At 69.6% G+C, this 25,511-nt stretch carries 25 protein-coding genes; 15 read left to right on the top strand and 10 right to left on the bottom strand.

What is annotated here, in order from left to right:
• Positions 1-89: 89 nt before the first annotated feature.
• Both ACTWNK_RS03215 and pyrE read left to right on the top strand, forming a co-directional pair.
• Entirely contained in the window at positions 90-737 is a 648-nt protein-coding gene (locus ACTWNK_RS03215) for a hypothetical protein (protein WP_474301995.1), read from the top strand.
• Positions 734-1,273 carry an orotate phosphoribosyltransferase gene (gene pyrE, locus ACTWNK_RS03210; protein WP_474301994.1) on the top strand — a complete coding sequence of 180 codons (540 nt, stop codon included), beginning with the start codon at positions 734-736 and terminating at the stop codon, positions 1,271-1,273. Before ACTWNK_RS03215 ends, pyrE begins: the two co-directional genes overlap by 4 nt.
• On the opposite strand, the gene ACTWNK_RS03205 is transcribed toward pyrE, so the two are convergent.
• Positions 1,263-1,703 (bottom strand): hypothetical protein, encoded by a 441-nt coding sequence (locus ACTWNK_RS03205; RefSeq protein ID WP_474301993.1) that lies wholly within the window; start codon positions 1,701-1,703, stop codon positions 1,263-1,265. The two genes, pyrE and ACTWNK_RS03205, sit on opposite strands and share 11 nt — an antisense overlap.
• Positions 1,704-1,754: 51 nt before the next feature.
• On the bottom strand, positions 1,755-2,465 hold the full coding sequence (locus tag ACTWNK_RS03200) for a DedA family protein (RefSeq protein ID WP_474301992.1): 711 nt from the start codon (positions 2,463-2,465) through the stop codon (positions 1,755-1,757).
• A gap of 109 nt (positions 2,466-2,574) precedes the next feature.
• Here ACTWNK_RS03200 and fbaA point away from each other — a divergent pair, with 109 nt between their 5' ends.
• The 6 genes from fbaA to ACTWNK_RS03170 all read left to right on the top strand — a co-directional run bounded on the left by fbaA (position 2,575) and on the right by ACTWNK_RS03170 (position 7,892).
• Positions 2,575-3,597: a class II fructose-bisphosphate aldolase gene (gene fbaA, locus ACTWNK_RS03195; RefSeq protein ID WP_474301991.1), complete on the top strand. Its 1,023-nt coding sequence runs from the start codon at positions 2,575-2,577 to the stop codon at positions 3,595-3,597.
• A 33-nt stretch (positions 3,598-3,630) separates the two neighbouring features.
• A complete protein-coding gene (locus tag ACTWNK_RS03190) occupies positions 3,631-4,038 on the top strand; it encodes a DUF3151 domain-containing protein (protein ID WP_474301990.1) in 408 nt (135 codons plus the stop codon).
• A gap of 102 nt (positions 4,039-4,140) precedes the next feature.
• On the top strand, positions 4,141-5,424 hold the full coding sequence (locus tag ACTWNK_RS03185) for an adenylosuccinate synthase (protein WP_474301989.1): 1,284 nt from the start codon (positions 4,141-4,143) through the stop codon (positions 5,422-5,424).
• Between the two features lie 117 nt (positions 5,425-5,541).
• Positions 5,542-6,180, top strand: a complete 639-nt coding sequence (locus ACTWNK_RS03180) for a TetR/AcrR family transcriptional regulator (protein ID WP_474301988.1) — start codon at positions 5,542-5,544, stop codon at positions 6,178-6,180.
• A 10-nt stretch (positions 6,181-6,190) separates the two neighbouring features.
• Positions 6,191-6,859 (top strand): SDR family NAD(P)-dependent oxidoreductase, encoded by a 669-nt coding sequence (locus ACTWNK_RS03175; RefSeq protein ID WP_474301987.1) that lies wholly within the window; start codon positions 6,191-6,193, stop codon positions 6,857-6,859.
• A 73-nt stretch (positions 6,860-6,932) separates the two neighbouring features.
• Positions 6,933-7,892 (top strand): glycerophosphodiester phosphodiesterase family protein, encoded by a 960-nt coding sequence (locus ACTWNK_RS03170; protein ID WP_474301986.1) that lies wholly within the window; start codon positions 6,933-6,935, stop codon positions 7,890-7,892.
• Here the strand turns inward: ACTWNK_RS03170 and ACTWNK_RS03165 are convergent.
• Positions 7,889-8,230, bottom strand: coding sequence for a winged helix-turn-helix transcriptional regulator (locus ACTWNK_RS03165; protein ID WP_474301985.1), 342 nt, complete (start codon positions 8,228-8,230; stop codon positions 7,889-7,891). The genes ACTWNK_RS03170 and ACTWNK_RS03165 overlap by 4 nt on opposite strands.
• A gap of 75 nt (positions 8,231-8,305) precedes the next feature.
• On the opposite strand from ACTWNK_RS03165, the gene ACTWNK_RS03160 reads away from it, so the two are divergent.
• A complete protein-coding gene (locus ACTWNK_RS03160; RefSeq protein WP_474301984.1) occupies positions 8,306-8,953 on the top strand; it encodes an NADPH-dependent F420 reductase in 648 nt (215 codons plus the stop codon).
• Between the two features lie 6 nt (positions 8,954-8,959).
• Here ACTWNK_RS03160 and corA read toward each other — a convergent pair whose 3' ends face one another.
• Positions 8,960-10,072: a magnesium/cobalt transporter CorA gene (gene corA / locus ACTWNK_RS03155; RefSeq protein ID WP_474301983.1), complete on the bottom strand. Its 1,113-nt coding sequence runs from the start codon at positions 10,070-10,072 to the stop codon at positions 8,960-8,962.
• A gap of 381 nt (positions 10,073-10,453) precedes the next feature.
• On the opposite strand from corA, the gene purD reads away from it, so the two are divergent.
• From purD to ACTWNK_RS03130, 5 genes are all read left to right on the top strand, one after another.
• Positions 10,454-11,692 carry a phosphoribosylamine--glycine ligase gene (gene purD / locus ACTWNK_RS03150; RefSeq protein WP_474301982.1) on the top strand — a complete coding sequence of 413 codons (1,239 nt, stop codon included), beginning with the start codon at positions 10,454-10,456 and terminating at the stop codon, positions 11,690-11,692.
• The gene (locus ACTWNK_RS03145; protein WP_474301981.1) at positions 11,689-12,525 is read left to right on the top strand and encodes a phosphoribosylaminoimidazolesuccinocarboxamide synthase; all 837 of its coding nucleotides are present in this window, start codon (positions 11,689-11,691) and stop codon (positions 12,523-12,525) included. Before purD ends, ACTWNK_RS03145 begins: the two co-directional genes overlap by 4 nt.
• A gap of 88 nt (positions 12,526-12,613) precedes the next feature.
• A complete protein-coding gene (murA, locus tag ACTWNK_RS03140; protein ID WP_474301980.1) occupies positions 12,614-13,888 on the top strand; it encodes a UDP-N-acetylglucosamine 1-carboxyvinyltransferase in 1,275 nt (424 codons plus the stop codon).
• Between the two features lie 198 nt (positions 13,889-14,086).
• Positions 14,087-15,376, top strand: coding sequence for a GTP cyclohydrolase IIa (locus ACTWNK_RS03135; protein WP_474301979.1), 1,290 nt, complete (start codon positions 14,087-14,089; stop codon positions 15,374-15,376).
• A 509-nt stretch (positions 15,377-15,885) separates the two neighbouring features.
• Positions 15,886-16,854: an EamA family transporter gene (locus ACTWNK_RS03130; protein ID WP_474301978.1), complete on the top strand. Its 969-nt coding sequence runs from the start codon at positions 15,886-15,888 to the stop codon at positions 16,852-16,854.
• Positions 16,855-16,988: 134 nt separating this feature from the next.
• Here the strand turns inward: ACTWNK_RS03130 and hisC are convergent, their stop codons facing one another.
• A complete protein-coding gene (gene hisC / locus ACTWNK_RS03125) occupies positions 16,989-18,050 on the bottom strand; it encodes a histidinol-phosphate transaminase (protein WP_474301977.1) in 1,062 nt (353 codons plus the stop codon).
• An 84-nt stretch (positions 18,051-18,134) separates the two neighbouring features.
• Between hisC and ACTWNK_RS03120 the strand changes: the two genes are divergently transcribed.
• Positions 18,135-18,791, top strand: coding sequence for a Uma2 family endonuclease (locus tag ACTWNK_RS03120; protein WP_474301976.1), 657 nt, complete (start codon positions 18,135-18,137; stop codon positions 18,789-18,791).
• Here the strand turns inward: ACTWNK_RS03120 and ACTWNK_RS03115 are convergent.
• From ACTWNK_RS03115 to ACTWNK_RS03095, 5 genes are all read right to left on the bottom strand, one after another.
• On the bottom strand, positions 18,766-19,431 hold the full coding sequence (locus ACTWNK_RS03115) for an NUDIX hydrolase (protein ID WP_474301975.1): 666 nt from the start codon (positions 19,429-19,431) through the stop codon (positions 18,766-18,768). The genes ACTWNK_RS03120 and ACTWNK_RS03115 overlap by 26 nt on opposite strands.
• 23 nt (positions 19,432-19,454) lie before the next feature.
• Positions 19,455-21,242, bottom strand: coding sequence for a DUF4434 domain-containing protein (locus tag ACTWNK_RS03110; protein WP_474301974.1), 1,788 nt, complete (start codon positions 21,240-21,242; stop codon positions 19,455-19,457).
• 45 nt (positions 21,243-21,287) lie between these two features.
• The gene (locus tag ACTWNK_RS03105; protein WP_474301973.1) at positions 21,288-22,376 is read right to left on the bottom strand and encodes a glycosyltransferase; all 1,089 of its coding nucleotides are present in this window, start codon (positions 22,374-22,376) and stop codon (positions 21,288-21,290) included.
• 19 nt (positions 22,377-22,395) lie between these two features.
• Positions 22,396-23,643: a nucleotide sugar dehydrogenase gene (locus ACTWNK_RS03100; protein ID WP_474310818.1), complete on the bottom strand. Its 1,248-nt coding sequence runs from the start codon at positions 23,641-23,643 to the stop codon at positions 22,396-22,398.
• A 199-nt stretch (positions 23,644-23,842) separates the two neighbouring features.
• Positions 23,843-25,498 (bottom strand): glycosyltransferase family 4 protein, encoded by a 1,656-nt coding sequence (locus tag ACTWNK_RS03095; RefSeq protein ID WP_474301972.1) that lies wholly within the window; start codon positions 25,496-25,498, stop codon positions 23,843-23,845.
• Between the last annotated feature and the right edge of the window lie 13 nt (positions 25,499-25,511).

The raw sequence follows: 25,511 nt of genomic DNA, 5'->3' as shown, positions 1-25,511 counted from the left end.
TAACTAAACCGAAAGCTCGTCATTGCCTATGAGGGGTTTAAAAGTGCCCAGTGAATGTGCACGTCAGGAGGCCGCAGTAGGAGGAGGAGATGAGCGAGGAGATCACGGGATCGCTGTGCGCGCACTGGCGCACGAGAAGTCTGGAGGCCGGCTGGGCGGTGCCCAGCGACTGGTGGACGCCCGCGGTGGAGCGGGTGGGGGAAGCCGTGCACAGGGGCCACGACCTCACCCACGCCTGCACCGCGCTCGGCGACGCCCGTGCCAGGGCCGGCGTGGGCATAGCCGAGGGCATCACCGACCTCGCCGTGCTGTTCGGCGGCGAACCGCCGCTGGCCGCCGTGCGGTCGTTCGCCGCGGGCTGGACCGAGGCGAGCTTCGCACCCATGGCCGAACTGTGCTGCGAGGACCCGCTGACCGGGCTGGTCTCGCCCGCCTACCTGCGTACCCGCATCGGCGAGCTCTACCGCGAGGGCGTCGCCACCGAGCACCACCTGGTGACCGTGTGCCTCACCCCGGCCGACCCGATGCGACGCGTGGCCGCCATGCTCGACCTGGCCGCCCTGCTGCGCGAGGTCTACCCACGCGGCGAGACCCTCGTACGGCTCGGCCCGGGCAGGGCGGCGGCCCTGACGGCCAGACCACGCGTGGCCGCGCTGCGCCGGGCGGGCACGGTGGAGGTGATGCGACTCCCGCGCCGATATCGCGACGCGCTCACGACCCTAAGCTTGTGGGCATGAGTGAGCGTGAGCAGTTGCTGGCCGAGATCAAGGCCAAGGGAGTCGTGCACGGCAGGGTCGTGCTGTCCTCGGGCCGTGAGGCCGACTGGTATGTCGACCTGCGCAGGGTGACCCTCGACGCCACCGCCGCGCCGCTGGTCGGCAAGGTGATGCTGGAGGCGACCGCCGACCTCGACTTCGACGCGGTCGGCGGTCTGACGCTCGGCGCCGACCCGGTCGCCGCCGCGATGCTGCACGCCGCCGCGGCGCAGGGTCGCAAGCTCGACGCGTTCGTCGTGCGCAAGGCGGGCAAGGCGCACGGGCTGCAGCGCCGGATCGAGGGGCCCGACGTCGCGGGCCGCCGGGTGCTGGCGGTCGAGGACACCTCGACGACGGGCGGCTCGGTGCTGACCGCGGTGGAGGCGCTGCGTGAGGCCGGGGCCGAGGTCGTGGCGGTGGCGACCATCGTGGACAGGGGCGCCGCCGCCCGCATCGCCGAGGCCGGTCTGCCCTACCGCACGGCCTACACGCAGGACGACCTCGGCCTCAACGGCTAGGCCGCTCGACGGTGAACTCCTGGCGCTCGCAGGCTCCCTGCGGGCGCGGGGTGCCGGCCTCGGTCACCCTGACCGTGCAGGCGTCGTCGAGCACGACGTCGAGCGCGGGCTCGAAGTACTCCACCCGCTCGCCCTCGGTCATGTCGCGGCTCTGCAGCACGTCGCCTCCCGGCACCCGCACGAGCACGAGCGGGCACACCGTGGCCGTGCACTCGATGCTGACGGTCGGCACGCTCGCGGTGGCGCCGCCGCTCGGCCCCGGCGTCGTGGAGCCACCGGCCGACGGCGCGGCCGAAGGGCCCGGCCCCGAGCCGAGCGAGTTGAACAGCGCGCGCCCGCCGACGACGAGAAGTGCCAGCATGGCGACGACGGCGAGGCCCACGAGAACGATGCGGGCGATGCCCATCGGGTCAGACCTGTGGCGTCCCACACCGCGAGACTAGCGGCTGACCTGCGTCGCCTCGGCGGAACACGGAAGGGATTACCGCTGGCTATCGCTGCTTGACGGAACGCGGTGGTGCTTGCCACCGGGCTGCGGGGCCCGCTTGGCCTCCTTGCGGGCCTTGAAGACCTCACGCACGATCGGGATGATCGACAGCAGGATGATGACGAAGGCGCCCGGCAGGATGTACTTGTCGATATTGGGCACCAGCGTGCCGATGAACCTGCCGAAGATCAGCAGGCCGTCGGTCCAGACGATGCCGCCGACGACGTTCCAGACGAAGAACCTCTTGCGGTCCATGCCGAGCATGCCGGCGACCGGGTTGAGGAACGTGCGCACGATGGGGATGAACCTGGCCAGCACCACGGCCCTGGCCGGGCCGAACTTCTCGAAGTAGTACTCCGCCTTCTCGACGTACTCCTGCTTGAACAGCCGGGAGTCGGGGCGGTCGAACATCCGCCTGCCGTACGTGGCGCCGAGGTGGTGGCCGAGCTGGGCGCCGACGATGGCGCAGATCGGCGCGAGGACCAGCAGCAGCGGGAAGGACAGCGGTTGGAACCCCGGGATCGCGGCCGCGCCCTGGGCCGTGCTGAAGATCCCGGCCGTGACCAGCAGGGAGTCGCCAGGCAGGAAGAAGCCGAGCAGCAGGCCCGTCTCGGCGAAGATGATGCCGAGCACGCCGACAGTGGCGAAGGGCCCGAGAATGCCGAGCCACCACTGGGGGTCGAGAAGGTTCTTAATCGCGTCCATCAGGCCCGAAGCCTACCTGTAAGGGGCTCCTGCGCGTGCTCTCTACCACGAGCGGCGGGTACCCGGAATACTGGGCAGCGCGAAGCCGTCCTTCTCAGGGAGATGAATCATGCCTATCGCCACCCCAGAGGTCTACGCCGAGATGCTCGACCGGGCCAAAGCGGGAGGTTTCGCCTACCCGGCGATCAACGTCACCTCATCGCAGACGTTGCTCGCCGCGTTGCGCGGATTCGCCGAGGCTGAGAGCGACGGCATCGTCCAGGTGTCGACCGGAGGCGCCGACTTCCTGTCCGGCACCACGGTGAAGAACATGGTCACCGGCTCTGTCGCCCTTGCCGAGTACGCCAGGGTGGTGGCCGCCAACTTCCCCGTCACCGTGGCCCTGCACACCGACCACTGTCCGAAGGACAAGCTCGACGGGTTCATGCGCCCGCTGGTCGACATCTCGCTCGAACGTGTGGGCCGAGGGCTGGACCCGCTGTTCAACTCGCACATGTGGGACGGCTCGGCCGTACCCCTCGACGAGAACCTGGAGATCGCCAAGGAGCTCCTCGACAAGTGCCACCGCGCCAACATCATCATGGAGATGGAGATCGGCGTCGTCGGCGGTGAGGAGGACGGCGTCGTCGGCGAGATCAACGAGAAGCTGTACACGACCGCCGAGGACGCGCTGGCCACCGCCGAGGCCGTGGGCGTGGGTGAGCTCGGGCGCTACATGCTGGCCGCGACGTTCGGCAATGTGCACGGCGTCTACAAGCCCGGCCACGTCAAGCTGCGCCCCAGCGTGCTCAAGGACATCCAGGACGCCGTCGGCGCCAAGTACGGCAAGGACAAGCCGTTCGACCTGGTCTTCCACGGCGGCTCGGGCTCGCTGCTCGAAGAGATCCACGAGGCCATCTCCTACGGCGTCGTCAAGATGAACATCGACACCGACACGCAGTACGCCTTCACCCGGCCGATCGCCGACCACATGTTCCGCAACTACGACGGCGTGCTCAAGGTCGACGGCGACGTCGGCAACAAGAAGACCTACGACCCGCGTTCCTACGGCAAGAGCGCCGAGGCCGGCATGGCCGCCCGCGTGGCGCAGGCCTGCCAGGACCTGAAGTCGGCTGGGACAAAGATCTCATAGCGCCTGGGTCTGCCCGGCGGGTATGACTTGTCTATGGACAACCTTCTCGCCGGGCCGCCCCCGACTCACCTGCCGGACCTGCCCGAGGCCAGGCAGGCGCTCGAATCGGGCGCCAAGGCCGCAGACGTCGCCGCCCGCTTCCCGGCCTACCCGGCCGCGTGGGCCGCTCTCGCGGACGAGTACTTCTCCAACGGTCACGCCGTCACCTCCTACGCGTTCGCCCGCACCGGCTACCACCGGGGGCTGGACCAGTTGCGCAGGGCCGGTTGGAAGGGTCATGGGCCGATCCCGTGGGAGCACGTCCCCAACCGCGGCTTCCTGCGCTGCCTGTTCGCGTTGTCGCGCGCGGCGCAGTCGATCGGCGAGAAGGACGAGGCCGAGCGGTGCATCCAGTTCCTCAAGGACAGCAGCGCGGAGGCCTACGACGCGCTGACCAGGTAACCCGGTCTTGGGCGGAAAGCGACTACTCGGGTAGTCTCTCTACGCAAGAGCCCCTGTCGCACTTGCGCCAGGGGTTTTCGTTTGTGTGCGGGAGAGATAACCATGCCGGCTGTCGTTGTCTTGGGCGCCCAGTGGGGCGATGAAGGCAAGGGAAAGGCCACCGACCTGCTCGGCGGCGCCGTTGACTACGTGGTCCGTTATCAGGGCGGCAACAACGCGGGACACACGATCGTCATCGGTGACCAGAAATACGCCCTGCACCTGGTGCCGACCGGCATCCTCTCGCCGGACGTGGTGCCGGTCATCGGCAACGGCGTCGTGATCGACCCCGGCGTGCTGCTGGGCGAGCTGGACGGCCTCGCCGAACGCGGCATCTCCGCGGAGAAGCTGCTGATCTCGGCGAACGCCCACTTGATCATGCCCCACCACAAGGCGCTGGACAAGGTCTCCGAGCGCTACCTGGGCAAGGCCAAGATCGGCACGACCGGCCGGGGCATCGGTCCGGCGTACGGCGACAAGATCTACCGGATGGGCATCCGCGTGCAGGACCTGCTCGACCCGGGCATCCTCGCGCAGAAGATCGAGGTCGTGCTGGGCGAGAAGAACCAGATCCTGACCAAGGTCTACAACCGGCGCGGCATCGAGGCCGACAAGGTGCTCGAGGAGTACCTCGCCTACGCCGAGCGCCTCAAGCCGCACATCGCCGACACCTCGCTGGTGCTGAAGAAGGCGCTCGACCAGGACAAGTTCATCCTGCTCGAAGGCGGCCAGGGCACCCTGCTGGACATCGACCACGGCACCTACCCGTTCGTCACCTCCTCCTCGCCCACCTCGGGCGGCGCGTGCGCGGGCGCGGGCATCCCGCCGAACAAGCTCACCCGGGTGATCGCCATCCTCAAGGCGTACACCACGCGTGTCGGCTCCGGCCCGTTCCCGACGGAGCTGACCGACGAGATGGGCGACTGGCTGCGCACCACGGGCGGCGAGTACGGCGTGACCACGGGACGCAACCGGCGATGCGGCTGGTTCGACGCGGTCATCGCCCGCTATGCCACGCGGATCAACGGCGTCACCGACTTCTTCCTCACCAAGCTGGACGTGCTGTCCGGCCTGGAGACGATCCCGGTGTGCGTCGCCTACGACGTCGACGGCGTCAGGCACGACGAGATCCCGATGACGCAGACCGACTTCCACCACGCCAAGCCGATCTACGAGGAGTTCCCCGGCTGGCAGGAGGACATCACCGGCGCCAAGTCGTTCGAGGACCTGCCGCCCAACGCACAGAGGTACATCAGGGCGCTCGAGGAGATGAGCGAGGCCCCGATCTCGGCGATCGGCGTCGGGCCCGGCCGTACCCAGACGGTGCAGCTGCGCTCGCTGGTCTGACCCTTTTCCCGTGGAAGGCCCGTGCCGGTCGGCACGGGCCTTCCGGCGTATGTGGACGGATTACGTCCGCTTGCGGTACGGTCAAGTGGACGGTGATCGTCCATTTGAGGAGGGTTCATGCGCGCGGACGCACAACGCAACCGCGACCAGATCGTGGCCGCCGCCCGCGAGCTGTTCGGCACGCAGGGCGGCGACGACATCCCGATGGACGAGATCGCCAGAAGGGCGGGCGTCGGCAAGGGCACGCTGTACCGGCGTTTTCCCGATCGCAGGTCGCTGGTCGAGGCGGCGACGCTGGACATCTACCGACGTCTGACCGCGCTCGCCACCGAGGCGGTCGCGGCCGGGCCCGACGCGTGGAGCGCGCTGCACCGCTTCCTGCACGACTGGAAGGACCTGCGCTTCGGCCTGCTGCACAGCGGGATCTGCGCCGATCTGCCCGGCCTGCTCAAGACCAGTCCCGAGGTCGGCGCGGCGCGGAAGGCCTACTTCACGCTGGTCGACGACATGGTCAAGGGCGCACAGGCCGAAGGGAGCATGCGCGCCGACGTGGGCGCCGGTGACGTGGCGCTGTTCGTCAGCCTGCTCGTCTCGCAGCCCGGCGTGCCCGGCACACCCGCCGAGGTCGTCGCCGGGCGCTTCCTCGACGTCATGCTCGACGGCCTGCGCGCCCGGCCCGGCAGTCCGCTTCCCGGCCGGGCGATCACCGACGCCGACCTCGACGGCTACACCACCCCTGTCTCCTCCCAGAAGTAAGGACTCCTCCATGCCCACCATCGCCGTCGTCGGCGCGGGACCCAAGCTCGGCCTGTCCGTGGCCAGGCGTTTCGGCAAGGCCGGCTTCCGGGTCGCCCTGATCTCCCGCAACCAGGACAACCTCGACGCGCTCACCGCCCTGCTCCGCTCCGAAGGCGTCACCGCCGACGGCCACTGCGCCGACGTGACCGACGCCGCCGCCATGGAGGACGCCCTGAAGCAGGCCGGGCCCGTCGACGTGCTGCACTACTCGCCGGTCAGCAAGACGCTCGCCCCGGGCAACGGCGTGCACGCGGCACTCGACCTCACCCCCGCCAACGTCCGGGAACAACTCGACGTGCAACTCATCGGCGCGATCAACGCCGTCACCCCCGCACTGCCCGCCATGCTGGAGCGAGGCGCCGGAACCCTGCTGTTCAGTACGGCCGGCACCTCGGTGCACCCGCTGGACTTCGCGGCGAACTTCAGCATCGGCGGCGCGGCCCTGCGCGCCTACGCCCAGACCCTGCACCAGGCGCTGGCCGCCAAGGGCGTGCACGTCGCCCATGTGGCCACGACCGTGCAGTTCGACACCGGCCCCGGTACCACGCCCGACGACGTGGCCGAGCAGTTCTGGCACGCCTACGAGGCACGTGACCAGGCCGAATACGTCTACCCGGCGGGCAGCTCGGTCGCATAAGCGACAAAGCTCACATACGACAAGGCGGCGTGGCACCGAGGGACGGCGGGAGCACAGAGGTAGGGTCCCCCGTGTGCGCGACGACACCCACGGCCCTGCGGCCGAGCTGCGGCGACACACGCAGCCACACCAGGTCGAGCTTCACGGCCATCGCGGGGCCAGAGGCCTGTGGCCCGAGAACACCCTGCCGGGACTCGGCAGGACGATGGAGCTGGGCGTCGACGCGCTCGAATTCGACGTCGCCCTCACCGCCGACCGCCGCCTCGTGCTCACCCACGACCTCACCGTGTCGGCGGTGACCAGCGCCGACACCGCGCCCGCCGTGCCCGGCGACCCGCTCTTCCCCTACGTCGGGCGGCCGATCAACAGCCTCACCCACGCCCAGCTGCGCACGCTCGACGTCGGCGTGCGCGTGCCGCGCCACCCCGACGACCCCTACGCGCTCACCCAGACGCCGATCCCCGACACCAGGATGCCCACGCTCGGCGCCGTGCTCGCCCTCGTCGGCGCCTACGAGGCCGAGAACGTCAGACTGCACGTCGAACTCAAGTCCGACCCGACGCGGCCCGAGCTCACACCGGACCCCGTGCAGTTCACCGAGGCCGTCGTCGAGGAGCTCGACCGGCACGGCAGGCTCGACGGCGCGGCCGTGCTGAGCTTCGACTGGCGTGTCATCGAGGCCGCGGCCAGACTCGCGCCGCAGGTCCAGCGATACGCGCTGATCGAGCCCGACACCCTGCACTGGCACGGCGGCCTGGGCGACGACGTGCCCGCCGCCGCGGCCAAGGCGGGCGCGACCACGCTCTCGCCCGAACACGTCATGGTCGACGCCGCCCTCATGCGTCAGGCCGAGGCCGCCGGGCTGCCGGTGGTGGTGTGGACGGTCAACGACACCGCGCTGGCCGGTCGGATGATCGACCTCGGCGTCACGGGCATCGTCACCGACTACCCCGACCGCATGCACGAGCTGTGGCGCGAGCGCGGCATCGCCGTACCCCGCAGGGTGGCGCCGATGCGGCCCGTGGGGGTCTAGGCGCTTTCGGCGCGGTCCTGGGCGTCCAGGACCTCGTCGCCGTGCTCGAACGCCCAGGCGCCCAGCGCCTCGATGGGGGCGAGCAGGCTACGGCCGAGCTCGGTGAGCGCGTAGTCGACGCGTGGCGGCGCCTGGCGGTAGGTCGTGCGTTCGACCAGGCCGTTGTACTCCAGACGGCGCAGCGTCTCGTTGAGCACCTTGGCGCTGATGCCGCCGATCTCCGTGCGGAGTTCGCCCGGCCGTTTCGGGCCGTCGCGCAGGGCCCGGACGACGACCGCGTTCCATGTGTTGCCGATCAGGTCGAACGCCATGCGACCCCGGCAGTCCGCTGCGAACACGAGCACCCCCTGTCAGGCACCATTTGGTACCTATCCGCCTCCCTACTGTCGTTTCTACAGCACTTTGGAGGAGAAATGCGGATCGGAATCATCGGGGCGGGCAACATGGCCGACGCCCTCGGCACTCAGTGGGCGCGGGCCGGGCACGAGGTGCTCGTCGGCAGCGACACCCCGGGCAAGGCCGCCGCGCTGGCCGGGCGGATCGGGCACGGCGCCGTGGCGGGCACCAGGGCGCAGGCCGCGGCCTTCGGGGACGTGAGCGTGCTGGCCGTACTCGCCGACGTTGTGCCTGCCGTACTGGAGGAGTTGGGGGGTGTGCTGGCCGGGCGGGTGGTGGTCGACATCACCAATCCCGTCAGGTTCGGCTCGTTCACACTGACGACCGAGGGCGGGCCGTCGGTCGCCGAGCAGGTGGCGGCCGTGGGGGCGCGGGTGGTGAAGGCGTTCAACCTGTGCCACGAGGACGTGTGGCGGCTGACGCCTCCGGTGTTCGACGGCAGGCCGCTGGCGGTGCCTCTGGTGGGCGACGACCAGGAGGCGCTGGCGCTGACCGCGACGCTGGTGCGTGCCGTCGGCGCCGATCCGGTGTCGGGCGGCGGGCTGGAGCGTGCGGGACTGCTCGAAGCCATGGCCGCCTTCGTCATCGGCCTGTGGGTCTCGGCGGGAGTCGACGCCCAGGCCGTGCTCCCGCCCCTCGTCGCGGCCGGCGACCGGCCGCTCTGAGCCGGGTCACAGCCAGCCGTTGCGGCGGAAGCCCCGGTACAGCACGGTGCAGATCGTGACCATGACCCCCAGGACCAGGGGATAGCCCCACGCCTGCTTGAGCTCGGGCATGTGGTCGAAGTTCATGCCATAGATACCGGCGATCATCGTCGGCACCGCCATGATGGCCACCCAGGACGAGATCTTGCGCATGTCCTCGTTCGCGAGCGCGTTGGAGCGGGCGAGCGCCGCCTGCAGGATCGAGCTGCACAGCTCGTTGGACGCCTCCACCTGCTCGCACACCCGCGACAGGTGGTCGCCGACGTCGCGGAAGTACTCGCGCATCTCCGACGGGATGACGCGGCGCTGCGGCAGTGCGGCGAGCGGCGCCTGCAGCGGCGTCACCGCGCGCTTCATCTCCAGCATCTCGCGCTTGAGGTGGTAGATCCGGTTGATGTCGCGGGAGCTCACGTCCGCGAACACCGTCGCCTCGACCTCTTCGAGCTCCATCTGCATGAGGTCGGCCACCTGGAGGTAGCGGTCGACGACGTGGTCGGCGATGGCGTGCAGGACCCCGGCGGGCCCGCGGTTCATCAGCTTGGGCTTGTCCTCGAGCTTCTCGCGTACCTCGGTCAGCGGGCAGTGCTCGCCGTGGCGCACGGTCACCACGAAGTCGGCGCCGAGAAAGACCATGATCTCGCCGGTCGCGATGATCTCGCTGGTGGCCGTGAGCTGGTCGTGGTCGACGTAGGAGACGGTCTTCAGCACCATGAACAGCGAGTCGCCGTAGCGCTCGACCTTGGGCCGCTGGTGCGCCTTGACGGCGTCCTCGACCGACAGCGGGTGCAGGCCGAACACCTCGGCCAGCCACTCCACCTCGGGCGCGGCGGGCTCGTGCAGGCCGACCCAGACGAAGGCCTTGGCCGCGTCGGCGGTGGCGTTGTGCTCGCGGACGCGGGTCAGCGCGTCGGCGATGCTGGCTGAAGCGATCTTCTTGCCACCCACGTACGCGCCGAACTCGACGACGGAGTCGACCGGCGGCACGCACAGCTCACGCACGGGCATGCTGAGCTGCCTGGCGCTGTGCTGCTTGGGCACGGGGTGGCGGTTGATGCGACGGAAGAGGGTGGACGAGCGCATGGCAGTCCCTTTCCGCCCGACCTGGCACGATCCACGCGCGACGAAACGTCACCTCAATCAGGAAAGGCGTGGATGCACGATCAGGCTGCCGAATTGGAGTGGTCGGGGGTACGCGCCACGACAGGGCGCGTGTAGGTACTGCTGGGATCACCAGGATTCATCCCGGACCACCTCCAATCACACAGGTCACTGCAAAGCCGACCCAACTTACCACAGGGCCGGGAACCCACTTGACTGTACTCTTCCGGGCTCTCGCCCGACTCATAGAACTTCACAAACATTGCCCGGCATTCCCGCACTTTGCCGGTCAATGACCATCCGCAGTCCGTCCGCGGAAGGGTCCAGGACCGTCGCCCGGGGCGGCCTGCGACAATGGGGCACGTGCGTGTTCTAGTGATTGGATCCGGCGGGCGCGAGCACGCCCTGTGCCGCTCCCTCAGCCTCGACCCCCAGGTCACCGAGCTCCACTGCGCCCCCGGCAACGCGGGCATCGAGCAGGTCGCGACCCTCCATCCCGTCACCCCGACCGACCCGGCCGCCGTCACCGGCCTGGCCGCCGGACTCGGCGCCGACCTGGTCGTCGTCGGGCCGGAGGCGCCGCTGGTCGCGGGGGTGGCCGACGCCGTGCGGGCCGCGGGCATCGCCTGCTTCGGCCCCGCCAGGGAGCCGGCCATGATCGAGGGGTCCAAGGCGTTCGCCAAGGACGTCATGCTGGCCGCCGGGGTGCCCACCGCACTGGCCCGCACGTGTTCCGACCCCGCCCAGGCGCTGGCCGCGCTGACCGAGTTCGGCGCGCCGTACGTGGTCAAGGACGACGGGCTGGCCGCGGGCAAGGGCGTCGTGGTGACCGGCGACCTGGACGAGGCGCTCGCGCATGCCGCCGCCTGTGAGCGTGTGGTCATCGAGGAGTACCTCGACGGGCCCGAGGTGTCGCTGTTCGCCCTGTGCGACGGCTCGACGGCCGTGGCGCTGCAGCCGGCGCAGGACTTCAAGCGCGCATACGACGGCGACGAGGGGCCCAACACCGGTGGCATGGGCGCCTACACGCCGCTCACCTGGGCGCCGGAGGAGCTGTCGGAGCAGGTGATGGCGACGGTCGTGCATCCGACGCTCGCCGAACTCGCCGCACGCGGCATGCCGTACACCGGGGTGCTCTACGTGGGGCTGGCGCTGACCGCCAAGGGGCCGAAGGTCATCGAGTTCAATGCCAGGTTCGGCGATCCCGAGACGCAGGTCGTGCTGGACCGGCTCAGCACGCCGCTGGGCGGGCTGCTGCTGGCCTGTGCGAGCGGCGAGCTGGCCGGGCACGGGCCGCTGACCTACCGCGAGGGATCGGCCGTCACCGTGGTGATCGCGGCCGAGGGCTACCCGGCGAACCCGGTGAAGGGCGATGTGATCGAGGGGCTCGACGCGCAGGTGCCAGGCGCCTACGTGCTGCACGCGGGCACCAGGCGGGCGGGCGGCGACGTGCTCTCCGACGGCGGCCGGGTGCTCAGTGTGGTCGGCACCGGCCCCGACGAGGGCACGGCCAGGGCCAACGCCTACGAGCTGGTGTCCAGGATCGGCCTGCGGGGCTCGCACCATCGCACCGACATCGCCGCGGAGGTCTCGGCCCGATGAAGCACCTGCACTCGGGCAAGGTCCGCGACCTGTACGAGACCGAAGACGGCCTGCTGCTCATGGTCGCCTCCGACCGGATCTCGGCGTTCGACTTCGTCCTTGAGCCCGACATCCCCGACAAGGGGGCGATCCTCACCCAGCTGTCGCTGTGGTGGTTCGAGCAGCTCGCCGACGTCGTGCCCAACCACATCGCCGCACCCGGGCCGGACACGCGCAGCGTGCTGTGCAAGCCGCTGAAGATGGTTCCGGTCGAGTGCGTGGCGCGTGGCTACCTGGCGGGCTCGGGGCTGGCCGACTACCGGCGCGACGGCTCGGTGTCGGGCGTCGCCCTGCCCGGCGGCCTGCTCGACGGCTCCCGGCTGCCCGAGCCGATCTTCACACCCTCGACCAAGGCGCCGATCGGCGAGCACGACGAGCCGATCTCCTTCGAGCAGGTGGTGGAGCTGGTCGGGCGCGACACGGCCGAGGAGCTGCGGCGCATCACGCTGGCCGTCTACACGCGCGGCGCCGAGATCGCACGCGAGCGCGGCATCGTGCTGGCCGACACCAAGATCGAGCTTGGTTGGGACTCCAACGGAGTGCTGACGCTCGCCGACGAGGTACTCACGCCGGATTCATCCAGGTTCTGGCCCTCGGCCCAATGGGAGCCGGGACACGCCCAGCCGTCATTCGACAAGCAATATGTCCGCGACTGGCTCACCTCGGCCGAATCAGGATGGGACAAATCCTCCGACGAACCACCGCCACGCCTTCCTGACACGGTGGTCGAGCGCACGCGACAGCGATATGTCGAAGCCTACGAGCGGCTCACTGACAAGGCCTTTACCGGTTAGTCACGGGGCGAATCGGCTGGGTCAGGGGCCCGCAGCGGCTACTGTGGGCCGATCGTGCCTGACCGATACCTTCCCTAGGAGCCGCCGAATGGTCCGTTACCGCGTTCGCGGTGGCAATGCACTGCGTGGAACCGCCTTCATCCAGGGTGCGAAGAACGCCGTGCTGCCCATGATCGGCGCGGCGCTGCTCGCCGCCAAGGGACGCACGGTCCTGCGCAACGTCCCGATCATCGAGGACGTACGTCGAGCGGTGGAGCTGGCCGAGGCCATCGGCGCCACGGTCGAGCTGCACGAGGCCGAGCGCACGCTCGTCATCGACGCCTCCCGCCTGTCCAGTGCCGTGCTGCCCGCCGAGATCGCCAGGCGCTTCCGCGGCAGCGTGCTGTTCACGCCCGCGCTGCTGCACAGGCTCGGCGAGGCCATCGTCGAGGGGGTCGGCGGCTGCAACCTCGGCAGCCGCAACCTGGACTTCCACTACCTGGGCTACAAGCGCCTCGGCGCGATCGTCGACGAGGGCGAGTCGGTCATCCACGTCAAGGCGGCCGGCCTGACCGGGGCCACCCTCTACCTCGACACGCCCTCGCACACCGGCACCGAGAACCTCATCATGGCCGCGGCCCTGGCCAACGGCACCACCGTGATCGAGAACGCCGCGCTCGAACCCGAAGTCCTCGACGTGATCGACATGCTCACCAAGATGGGCGCCAGGATCAGCGGCGGCGGCACCGGCTACATCACCGTCGAAGGCGTGGACGAACTGCACGCCGTCGAGCACACCGTGATGCCCGACCGGCTCGACGCCGGTGTGTTCGCCATGGCCGCGGCGATCACCGGGGGCGACCTCAGCCTCGTCGGCACCGGTCTCGACCTGGGCGTGGTGAGGTACAAGCTGGAGCAGATGGGCGTGGAGTTCGCCACGCAGGGCGCCGTGCTGCACGTGCGCAGCCATCCCGACACCAAGCTGAAGCCGATCAACGTCATCACCGACACCTATCCCGGCTTCGCGACCGACCTGCAGTCGCCGATGATGACCGTGGCCTGCCTGGCCAACGGCGTGAGCTACATCCACGAGCGTATCTTCGACGGCCGCTTCGCCCTGGCGGGCGAGCTGAACAAGATGGGCGCCGACGTCCGGGTCAAGGACAACAGCGCCACCGTGCACGGGTACACCCCTCTGCGCGGCGCCGTGGTGACCGCACACGATCTCCGCTCGGGCATCGCGCTCGTACTCGCCGGTCTCGCCGCCGAAGGCGAGACGGTGATCGAGTCGGGCTACCTCATCGATCGCGGGCACGCACATCTCGCCGAGCGAATGCGGGCACTCGGAGCGGACATTACGCGAGAGATTTCAACGCCTTCCTGACCGCCTAAAAACCCATCCTGAGCTGCGGAAACGACGTTCAGCAAGGCCAAACAGAACGGCTTTCCGGAAAAGTCGGGCGTGACATTACGGCCCCCGCGAGCGATCGTTCCAAAAGAGAGCACTGCAATGGACGGCAGGATGGGACGAACATTGGTCGAGAGGGCCGAAGAAACGCCCCGAGTATCACGCCCGGGGTCCATGACGCCCGACCTCACCATCGGCGTGGTCGGGCCCCACGATCTGGTCGAGCGAGTCATGCTGATGGGGCATGCCGCGGCTCCACTGCCGTGCCGGTTGGTCGCTGCGGCCTACCGTGACGAGCAGGAGGCCGCGGACAAGGTCACGCGACTCGGACCAGGAGTAGACGCATGCCTGTTCGCCAGCCCGGTCCCCTATGACCTGGCACGGCGATCAGGCGTGCTCACCATGCCCGCGACCTACGTACAGCTCGGCGGTGCGGCCTTGGTCGCAGCGCTGGCCAAGGCCGCGCTCGATCCTCGCCTCGATCCGGCGAAGGTCAGCGTCGACGTGGTGTCCAGGGCCGACATCGAGGAGGCGTACACCGACCTCGGCATACCCGTGACCGAGGTACACAGCCGCGACGAACCCGGAGCCACCGGCACGATCGCGGCCTACCATGAACGACTGGCCAGACAGGGCGCCACCACAGGCGCGCTCACCTGCCTGCCAGGCGTGGCCGACAGGCTGCAGACGGCGGGAGTGCCCGTCGTCAGGGTCAGGCCCACGTCGGCCGCCGTGCGAACGGCACTGCACACGGCCGCTCTGCTCGGCGCACACCACAGGCTGGAGGAGTCCCAGCTCACGGTGGTACTCGTCGAGGTGCCCACGCTCAGAGAGCCGATCAGGCGGGCGGCGCCCCGCTACTGGCGCGACGAGCTGAGGCTCAGCCTGCACCGGCTGCTGGTCCAGGAGGCCAACCGGATCAACGCGACGGTCTGGCCGATCGACGACCACAGCTACCTGGTCACGGCCACCCGGGGCTCGATCGCGGCCGCGACCGACGGCTTCAGGGTGCTGCCGTTCGCGGCGAGGATCAGGGAGGAGCTCGGCCTGGCCGTCGAGGTCGGCGTCGGCATGGGCCGTACCACCCATGACGCCGAGTCGCACGCCAGGGCCGCGCTGGCCAGGACACAGGCGGGCAAGCAGGCGCAGGGGTTCGCCGTGGACAGGGAGGGCCGCGCGCTCATCCCCGCTCCCCGGATGCCCCCCACAGGATCGACCCCGCTCAAGCCGAAGGGCATCGAGGTGCTCGCCAGGCTGGCGGCGAAGCTGGAGGGCGGCGACACCGTGGTGGACGCCGAAGGCGCAGGCCGCATGCTGGGGGTCACCCCACGCACGGCCCGCAGACTGCTGCGCACGCTGGTTGACGAGGGACTCGCGTGGCCGCTCCCCCCGAATCGCACGCCACAACCCGGCCGGCCCCGCCAGCTCTACCGCTTGATCGTGGAGAAGCTCGGGACAAGGTGAGCCCCTCTCATACTACGCCAAGCATGAGCAGGTCTCACAGTACGGCAAGCACAGTTGGCGGCCCCCGCCCGGCACAGGGCCGGGGCCCGTCACTCACGCACCCCTAGCAGGACTCCGGCCGCGCCCAGCATCGTCTTTGACCGCTGGGCGCGTTCCGGGGGGTGGGCTCGGGGAAGCCTGGCTCGCCGGGGGTGCGGTGGGGCTGTGGCGGGTGGGCGTGTTGGGGAGGGGCGGGTGACTCGGCGGTGTGGCCGTGGGGGCCACGAAGGGCCGAGGGCTTCAGGGGGGATGACACTTGGGCCTGAGACGTGGGGTCGAGGCCCGAGTGGAGTTGAAGCAGGGCTTCGGCTTTCGGGGGTGGAGCGGGGGTTTCAAGGCTGGGGACGCTAGGCGCGTTCCGGGGGGACCCCCCTCACTCTCTCAACTCGATCTTTCGTGTTTCGGTCGCGCAATTAGTTGACCGAACCCCGCGAGTAATATGTCCCACTTGACCGCTATTGTCACCACCTATGAGTGCGAACACCCCTGACAGGCGGCACAGCCTTTTCGTATGGCTGGCTCTCGGCATCGTCTACGTGGTGTGGGGGTCGACCTATCTCGGCATCGGGATCGCGGTGGAGACCCTGCCGCCCATGCTCAGTGGGGCCATGCGGTTCGTCGCCGCCGGTGTGCTGCTCGGGGCGTTCATCCTGCTGCGGAAGGGGCCCGGGGCGCTGCGGATGACGTGGAAGGAGTTCGGGGGCGTCACGCTGGTCGGGCTGCTGCTGCTGACGGCGGGCAATGGGATGGTCTCCGTCGCCGAGCAGTACATCTCGACGGGGTTCGCGGCTCTGCTCGTCGCGTCGGTGCCGTTGTGGCTGGTGGTGCTCAGGCTGATGGTGCGCGATCGGCCCAAGGTGCTGACGCTCGCGGGGGTGCTGGTCGGGTTCGGCGGTGTGGCGGCGTTGTCGTTCAGCGGCAGCGGGTCGGGCGAGGGGTCGCAGACCACGGGGATCGTGATCATTCTCGCGGCCTCGCTGGCCTGGGCGGTGGGATCGTTCCTGTCCAGCCGTATCCCGATGCCTTCGGACCCGTTCGTGGCGAGCGCGGCCGAGATGGTGATGGGCGGCATCGGGCTCGCGGTTGCGGGCACCGCGTTCGGGGAGCACCTCGACCTGGCGGCCGTGTCGGGGCGGTCGTGGGCGGCGCTCGTCTATCTGATCCTGATCGGGTCGCTGATCGGCTTCACGTCGTACGCGTGGCTGCTGACCAATGCGCCGATCTCGCTGGTGTCGACCTATGCCTACGTCAATCCGGCCGTCGCCGTACTGCTGGGCGCTCTGGTGCTGAGCGAGCCGATCACGGTTCAGGTCGTGGGAGGCGGTCTGATCATCCTGGTCGGCGTCGCGCTCGTCATCTCGACCGAACGCAGGCGCCCCTCCAGCCCGCCCCCTCCCACGGCTCCCGCACGCCCCACGGTCAACGCCTCGATCGACTAGGGCATCGACTGTACGGCCCTCAGAGCTCCGTGGAGCGCCCGGAAGCAGGTCTCCGCCAGCCGAGGCCGCCGGAACGCCGAAAGGCCGCTACGAACCGATCAGGACGACCGGCTCGCAGCAGCCCCAGGGAGAACTCAGCGCCGCAGGAAGTCGCCCGCCGCCTTGAGGAAGGCGTCGTTGGCCTCGGGGCTGCCGATCGACACCCTGGCCCCCTCCCCCGCGAACGGCCGTACGGCGACGCCCTCGACCGCGCACGCGGCGGCGAAGTCGAGCGTGCGCTCGCCCAGGCGCAGCCACACGAAGTTCGACTCGGTCGGCGGCACGTCCCAGCCCTGCTCCAGCAGCGCCTGCCGTACCCGGGTGCGTTCGCCGATCACGCTCTCCACGCGGGCGAGCAGCTCCTCCTCGGCGGCCAGCGAGGCGATGCCCGCCACCTGGGCCAGGCTGTTGACCGCGAACGGCACCGTCGTCTTGCGCACGGCGGCGGCGATCGGCTCGTGCCCGATGAGGTAGCCCACCCTGAGCCCGGCCAGCCCGTAGGCCTTGGAGAAGGTACGCAGCACGCACACGTTCGGGCGGTCGCGGTAGAGGGTCAGGCCGTCGGGCACGTCCTCGTCGCGCACGTACTCGCGGTAGGCCTCGTCCAGGACGACGATCACATGGGCGGGCACCTTGTCCAGGAAGTCGACCAGGCGCTGCCTGCCGATCGAGGTGCCGGTCGGGTTGTTCGGGTTGCAGACGAAGACCAGCCTGGTGTTGTCGGTGATCGCCTCGGCCATGGCGTCGAGGTCGTGGTCCTCGCCGTCGAGCGGCACCTGGACCGACGTCAGGCCCGCGAGGTCGGCCAGCAGCGGGTAGGCCTCGAACGACCGCCAGGCGTAGACCACCTCGGCACCGGGTTCGCCGACGGTCTCCAGCAGCTGCTGCACGACCGTCACCGAGCCGGGCCCGAGCGCCACGTGCTCGGGCGGCACGCCGTACCGCTGCGCCACGGCCTCGGTCAGGGCTACGGCGGCGGCGTCGGGGTAGAGGTTCATGTGACGCGCCGCGTCGGCGACCGCGTCGACCACGGAGGGCAGTGGATCGTAGGGCGACTCGTTGGAGGAGAGCTTGAAGGAGCGCCCGTCGGGGCTTACCACAGCCTTGCCCGGCTTGTAGGGCGGCATTGTGTCCAGGATCGCACGGAAACGAGGCATGGCCTTACCTTAAAAGAAGCGGGTGAGCACGACATCGTTCGGGGACACTGGAGGGATTGCAACGTGGTTGGCGAGGAGGACAACATGAGTGCGCAGACCATGCCCGAGGTGGAGCTCACGATCGAGCCCGCCTCAGAGCCCACCGCCCCGACCGACCGCTTCGCCGACCTGCCCGACTGGGCCACCCCGCCGGAGGGCGGGTGGACCGCCGACGACCTTGATCGTCCCGGGATTCCCCCTCACACCGAGTTGATCGATGGCAGCCTTGTCCTGGTGAGCCCGCAGACCAGATTCCATCAGCGTGTCATCAGCCTGCTGGTCAAAGGGCTGGAGGCGACCGCGCCCGGCGATCTGCTGGTCGAGCGTGAGATGACGGTCACGATCGACGAGCGGCAACGGCCCGAGCCCGACATCACGGTCGTGCGCGACACCTCCGGGATGAGTCTGGCGCAGACCGCACTGCCGGCCGCCGATGTCGTCCTCGTGGTCGAGGTGGTCTCACGGGAGTCGCTGGCCCGTGATCGCGAGCACAAGCCGCAGATCTATGCGAAGGCCGGTTTCCCCCACTTCTGGCGGGTGGAGAACATCAACGACCGGCCGACGGTCATCACCTACGAGCTCGACCCCGCGACGAAGGCCTATGCCCTGACCGGCATTCACCACGACAAGCTGCGACTGTCGGTGCCCTTCGCGATCGACATCGACCTGACGCAGGTCATTCCTTCAAAGAGCGCAACATAGGCGGATGCAGAAGTTCGGCCGGCCCCCTGCGATACAGCTTCGCCGGGCGGCCGCCGTCGCGTGTCGTCGTCGCGCCGGTCTCCAGCAGGAAGCCCTCGGCCTTGGTGACCTTGCGGTGGAAGTTGCGCGGGTCCAGGGTGCGGCCCCACACGATCTCGTAGACCCGGCGCAGGTCGGCCACCGTGAACTCGGGCGGGCAGAACGCCGCGCCGAGCGAGGTGTACTCCAGTTTGGCCCTGGCCCGCTCGACGCCGTCGAGCATGATGCGGCGGTGGTCGAAGGCCATGGCGGTGAGCTCGCCGACCGGCTGCCAGCTCATGTGCGCCTTCTCCGACGCCGGAAGGTCGGGTGACAGACCGACGTAGGCCACGCTGAGCACCCGCTGACGCGGATCGCGGTCGGGATAGCCGTAGGTCTGCAGCTGTTCCAGGTGCACGGGCGCACCGGGCAGTCCGGCGCGCTCGGCCAGCACCCGGTGCGCGGCGGCGGGCAGATCCTCGTCCAGCTGGATGAATCCACCCGACAGCGCCCAGCGCCGCAGATAAGGCGGATTGTCGCGACGCCAGACGAGCGCGCACAGCGCCTGGCAGCGCACGGTCAGCACGACGAGGTCCACGCTGACGGGGATGCAGGGGACCATGCCAGGCACGTTACACGGCGAGGTCACCCTTTCACGCGTACGTGCAGAGGACTGGTCGTCTGTCTGCCGTCGGCGGCGCGCACGGTGATCGTCACCCAGGCGTCCCCCACGACGCTCCAGTCGAAGGGCACCCACGCGGTCTGCATGCGGAAGGGCAGCTCCTCCAGCGGGTCGGGGTCGTGCCAGCCCTGCGTGTCGACGTTCATCTCGGCCGAGCCGCCGGGCCAGGCGACGGTCACGGTCGAGTGTTCGAGGTAGTAGCCGCGTACCTCGACGCCGTCCTGGATGTCGCGGTTGCGCCTGATGGCGTCGACGGCGATCGGGCGGTTGTAGTCGGTGGCGATCTCCGACTCCAGCGAGGGCGAACCGCATGTCATGAAGTCGCTCCACATGTAGGAGACGACCTTCTGCACGTAGCGTCCGGTCATCGCCACCGCGGCGTCCAGGCGCTTCTTGTCGGTCTTGCCGCGGGTGCCCTGCGGCGCGCACGGCTGGTCGGCCGAAGGCTCGAACGCCTCCACATTGGCCCAGAGCTGGACGGTGGAGCCCATCTGCTCACGCGCCGCCGCCATGGCGCGGTAGTAGTCGCGGGTCGAGCCGTGGTAGGCGGTGCCGTAGGTGGTCTCGCCGACCATCGAGCGCAGGCGAGGGTCGACCTCCTGGTCGCGTTCGTCGCCCCAGAACAGGCCGACCTTGCCGGTGCCGCGCGAGTCCTGCGGTGCGATGATGCCGACGCCGCTGCGGGCCAGCGCCTTGAAGCCCTCGGCCACCTGGGCGGGCGTGGCGCCGAAGCCGACGCGCTTGCGTGCGTCGAGGTAGGGGCTGACCAGGATCGGCTTGCCCGGCAGCTCCTGCTCGACGATCTCGTGCTGGTCGGCGTAGACGTGCAGGGTCGGATTGTCGGCCGAGATCTTCCTGAGCTGGAGCTCGAACGGCTGGTACACACCGCCGAGCGACTCCCGTCCGGCATGCCTGGAGCCGTAGTCCTGGAGGATGCGCCGGGTCACGGTGGTCAGCGTGCCGATGTGCTCGGGGTCGGCTCTGGTGGGCACGGCCGGGTCACGGGGGGCGAGCGGCAGCGCGGGGAAGACCTTCACGCCGAACCTGTCGCCGAGGTCGAGCAGTTTGGTGAGGCTGTCCTCGGCCGCGGCGGCGATGACGATGAGGTGCCAGTCGCGGGGCTTGTCGGCGAACGCGCAGGTGGCGTCGTCGGAGCCGTCGGAGGGGGCGACCAGCAGGAAGTACTGCCGATCGCCGACCGTGATGGCCCGTTCCATCGCGCGGCAGCGGTAGATGGCCTCGCCGTAGGACTCGTCGGTCCGGTAGACGTAGGTCTGGGTGATCTTGTTACCCGGATTGGCCGCCTTCAGGGCCGCGTCGACCGACTGGAAGCACGTGCCGCCGCCGTCGGCACAACGTTCGTAGCGTTCGTCGGGCTTGCCGTCCTTGTCGAGGATGCGGCCTTCGGCGTCGATCTGCCGGGGCTGCAGGCCGTACCCGATCCTGATGACGGTGTCGCCGCCGAGCTTGTGGATGGCCTCCATCTGCTCGCGCCAGGTGCAGGGGTCGGCCTTGGGGGTCAGCCAGTAGCCGGTGACCGCGTACGGGGTCGGGGTCGCGGTGTCGAAGGTGCCGCACGGGTCGGTGAACGTGCTGGCCGTGGGCGTCGGCTCGGTCGTGGCCGACGGCGGCGCGGAGGAGCTGGGGCGCTTCTCGCTCACCGGGGCCGAAGGACTGTTGGGAAGAACCACGACCACGGCCGCGATCACGGCGAGGATCGCCGCTCCCAGAAGGACAGTGAGCCAGCGCACGATCGGGAACCTACCGCCCTCGGGATCGGATCAGCCTAAAGATGTTCAGTGCTTGATGCCGCCCCACGCCTCCAGCTGCGTGACGAACCGGCGGGCGGAGTTGGGCCAGTGATGGTTGGCACGCGCGGCCGCGTAGCCGCGCGCCCCCTGGGCCCTGCGCTCCTGCACGTCTTCCTTCAGGGTGAGTACGGCCTGCGCCACCGCCTTGGGGTCCTGCCACGGCACGACGACGCCGCTGAGGTACCTCTCGACCAGCTCGACGGCCCGAGGCGAGGGGGTGGTGATGACCGGGATGCCGTGTGCCATGTACTCCACGATCTTCGTGGGCATGGAGTGGCGGTAGTTGGGCTCGTCGTGCAGCAGCGACAGCCCGGCGAGCGCGCCGTCGAGCCGCTTGAGCGCCTCGTCGTTGGGCATGAAGTCGCGCCATTCGAGCACGCCTTCGGACACCGCCTCGTTGAGCATCGGCCTGCTCTGCGGGTCGGCATAGCCGATGAGCTCGACGGCGACCTTGTGCGGCTGCAGCAGCCTGGCCACCTCGACGGCCTCGCGCACGCCCCTGGCCCCCGACAGCCAGCCGAGATAGACGATGCGGTCGTCGCCTGGCGGTGTGACGGCGTCGGGCACCCAGGTCTCGTTGGGCACGATGAGATGGGCGTGCTTGAACCTGCCCGCGTAGGCGGTCTCGGCCAGCAGCAGGTGCAGCCGGCGCTCGGCCGTGCCCTCCAGCAGTCTGGCCAGGAAGCGCACGGGCGGGCGCAGGAAGGAGGGCAGCCACGGCTTGAGCGACAGCGTGGCGGGCGTGTCCTCGTGCACGTCCCACACGACCGGCGGGCGCTTGCGCACACCCCAGATCGCGAAGAGCAGCTCGGGATCGTGCACCAGGACCAGATCGACCTTGTCACGCATGCGCTTGAACACCTTGCGCGCGGCCAGGACGGCCGACAGCCGCCTGCGCTCCGCGGCGCGCGGCAGATCGACGCCGGTCACCCACGAGCGCGGCACCACACCGCGCGCGGTGTAGGGCGCGGCATACGTGACCTCATGACCGGCGTCCACGAGAGCGCGGATCTGCCGGTGCAGGATCCTCGCGTCCTCGGGGTGATGCACCACCGTCATGACGAGCACGTGCACTGCGCGCAGCCCTCCGTCGCTACAGCCGCTCGACGCGTTCACCCTCGGCGAGCACGCCGCGGGTGTCGAGCACGAGCTTGGCCTTCTCCTCGACCAGACCGAGGTCGAACAGCGAGTGCTGCTGCATCAGCAGCGTCACGTCCGCGTTCTGGACCGCCTCGGCCAGATCCTCCTCACGAGGCACCGGGATGCCGTCGACCGACCACTGCTTGACGTACGGGTCCACGAAGGTGAGCTCGGCGCCGAGTTCCAGCAGAACGCGGGCGACCGGCAGGGCCGGCGTCTCGCGCTCGTCGGCGATGTCCGGCTTGTAGGTCACACCGAGCATGACCACCTTGGAGCCGTTCACCGCCTTCTTGTAGCGGTTGAGCAGACGCTGCACGCGGGCGACCACGTACGAGGGCATCCGCTCGTTGATCTCCTGGGCCAGCTCGACGAACCTGAACGGATAGCCGAGCTTGCGCACCGTGTAGGAGAGGTAGGAGGGGTCGACCGGGATGCAGTGCCCGCCGACGCCGGGTCCCGGCAGGAACTTCTGGAAGCCGAACGGCTTGGTGGCCGCCGCCTCGATCGATTCCCACAGGTTGATGCCCAGCTCGTCGCAGAAGATCGCCATCTCGTTGACGAGGGCGATGTTGACGTGCCGGTAGGTGTTCTCCAGCAGCTTGGCCATCTCGGCCTCGCGGGTGCCGCTGACGGGCACGACCTGCTCGATGAACTGGCTGTAGAACTCCGCCGCGACGTCCAGGCAGCCCTTGGTGAAGCCGCCGACCACCTTGGGGGTGTTGCGCAGGCCGAACTTGGGGTTGCCCGGGTCGATGCGCTCGGGCGAGAAGGCCAGGTGGAAGTCCTCGCCCGCGACCAGTCCCGAGGTCTCCAGCAGGGGCCTGGCCACCTCGTCGGTGGTGCCGGGCCACGTGGTGGACTCCAGGACGACCAGGGTGCCCTTGGTGAGGTTGCGCCCGACGGCCTTGGTGGCGCCTTCGACGGCGCTCAGGTCGGGGCGGTGGTCCTCGTCGAGCGGGGTCGGCACGCAGATGACGATGGTCTTGCTCCTGGCGAGCACCGTCTCGTCGAGCGTGGCGCCGAACCCGTTGGCCAGCATGTGCTCGAGATCGGCGTCGGTCAGGTCGTCGATGTAGGAACGGCCTTCGGTGAGCGCCTCGACCTTGCGGGGGTCGACGTCGACGCCGATCACGCGCAGTCCGGCCGCGACGGCCTCCTTGGCCAGCGGCATGCCCACGTACCCCAGGCCGATGACGGCCAGGTCGAAGTCGGGACCCTGACCGGCGGCGCCGGCCTCGGTCGCGAAGGCGCCGCTCTGGATGGTTCGCTCGCTTCTCTCGCTCACGACCTTGCCCAATCGCCTTGGAGACAACACTTCATGGTCGCAAAGGCTATCTCAGTTCCACATAGCTCACGCCTAATGCGACTGAACACGTCAGAACAGACAGGTATCGCTAAGGTCATCGCTCGGCAAGCATTCGGTAGATGTCGCGGTAAGTCTCCGCAACGCGGCTCCACGTACGCTTGGCGGCCACCTCGGCCCGTCCCGCCTCGCCCATGAGCGCCCGCCGTTCGGGGTCGGCACGCAGCCCCGCGAGCGCCTTGGCGAGCTCGGCGGGATCACCGGCCGGTACGAGCAGTCCGGCGCCGTCGGAGCCCACGAGCTCCGACAGAGCAGGCAGATCCGACAGCACGACGGGCTTGCCGAGCGCCATCGCCTCGACGGGTTTCAATGGCGTAACAAGTCGGCAAACCCGCAGGTCCTCGCGAGGACAGACGAAGATGTCGATCGCCGCCTGCGCCTGCAGGGCCTCTTCGGGGCCGACCCGGCCGGGCAGCACCGCATCCGTCAGGCCCAGGTCCTTGACCAGGTCGAGCAGCGTCTCGCGCTCGGTGCCGTCGCCCACGATGAGGACGCGGACGGGCGTGCCCTGCTCACGCAGCAGCGCGGCGGCGCGCAGCAGCGTCGCGAAGCCCTCGTAGGCCACGATGCTGGAGACCGAGCCGACCACGATCTCACCGTCGCCGATGCCCATCGACCGGCGGAAGGCGGCGCCGTCGTAGGAGGCGGTCAGCAGCGAGTCGTCGACGGCGTTGGGCGCGAGATAGATGTTCTCGCGGGCCACACCACGCTCGACGATCTCCACGGCCATCGTCTCGGCCAGCGTGACGACCGCGTCGGCCTCGCGCATGAGGAACGACTCGCGCTCGCGCTGCAGCACGTGGCGCTGGCTGCCGACGCGGATCGGGTCGCGCGAGGCCCAGGTCTCCTCCAGGAAGCCCCGCACCTCGTAGACGAACGGCGTGCCCGTGCGCTGCCGTACGGCGTGTGCGACCGAGCCGTTGCGGTGGTCGGTGGCGGCGTGCAGCACCTGCGGGCGCAGGCGGCGGACGAGTTCGGTGACCTCGTCGGCGCCGCGGATCATGCGGCCCCTGCTCTCGAACGGCACCTCGCCGCCGTTGGGCAGCAGCCGGTGGTACGTCGTGCCGTCGAGCTCCTCGAAGGGCGCGGCGTCGGCGTGCCCCTGGAGCATCGGGTAGCCCCAGCTGGTCACCACGTGCGGGTCCAGTCCGGCCGCCCGCTGCGCGGTGACGATGCGATGCGTGCGCACGGTGTACCCGGCCTGCGTGTACGGCAGCGCGTTGGTCACGCAGTGCAGCACCCGCCCCTCGACGCGCTCGCCGACGGCCACCGAAGGCGCGTCCGGGATCGGGCCGGGGCTGATCGAGGCCAGCTCACCCACGTAGTACAGGCCCCTGCGCCGGATGAAGGGGTACTTGGAGTGCGGTCGCAGCACCTCGACGGCGTCGCTGATGCGACCGGCCTCCCAGGCGGCCTTGGCCTCCTGGAACGGTCCTCTGACCATCCGCATGCCGAGCTTGCGTGCGACGAGGCGGACCTGCCTGGCCGCCGGCCATGCCACCTTGCCCACGATCGGCCGCAACCTGGGCGGCAGGGCGTCGGCCGCCGCCTGGGCGACCCTGACCGGGTCGGCCTTCACCTTGGAGTAGACGACCTTGGTGACGATGACGGGGTGTTGCGCGAAACCGCGGAGAAGTCCGCCGACGCCAGCTCGGGCCGACTTCGCCGTGACTTTTTTGGCGTCGGATACCACGGCGTGACCGTAC

This window comes from Nonomuraea sp. IBHARD001 (assembly GCF_056106265.1).
This window is presented reverse-complemented; position numbering and strand designations above follow the sequence as displayed.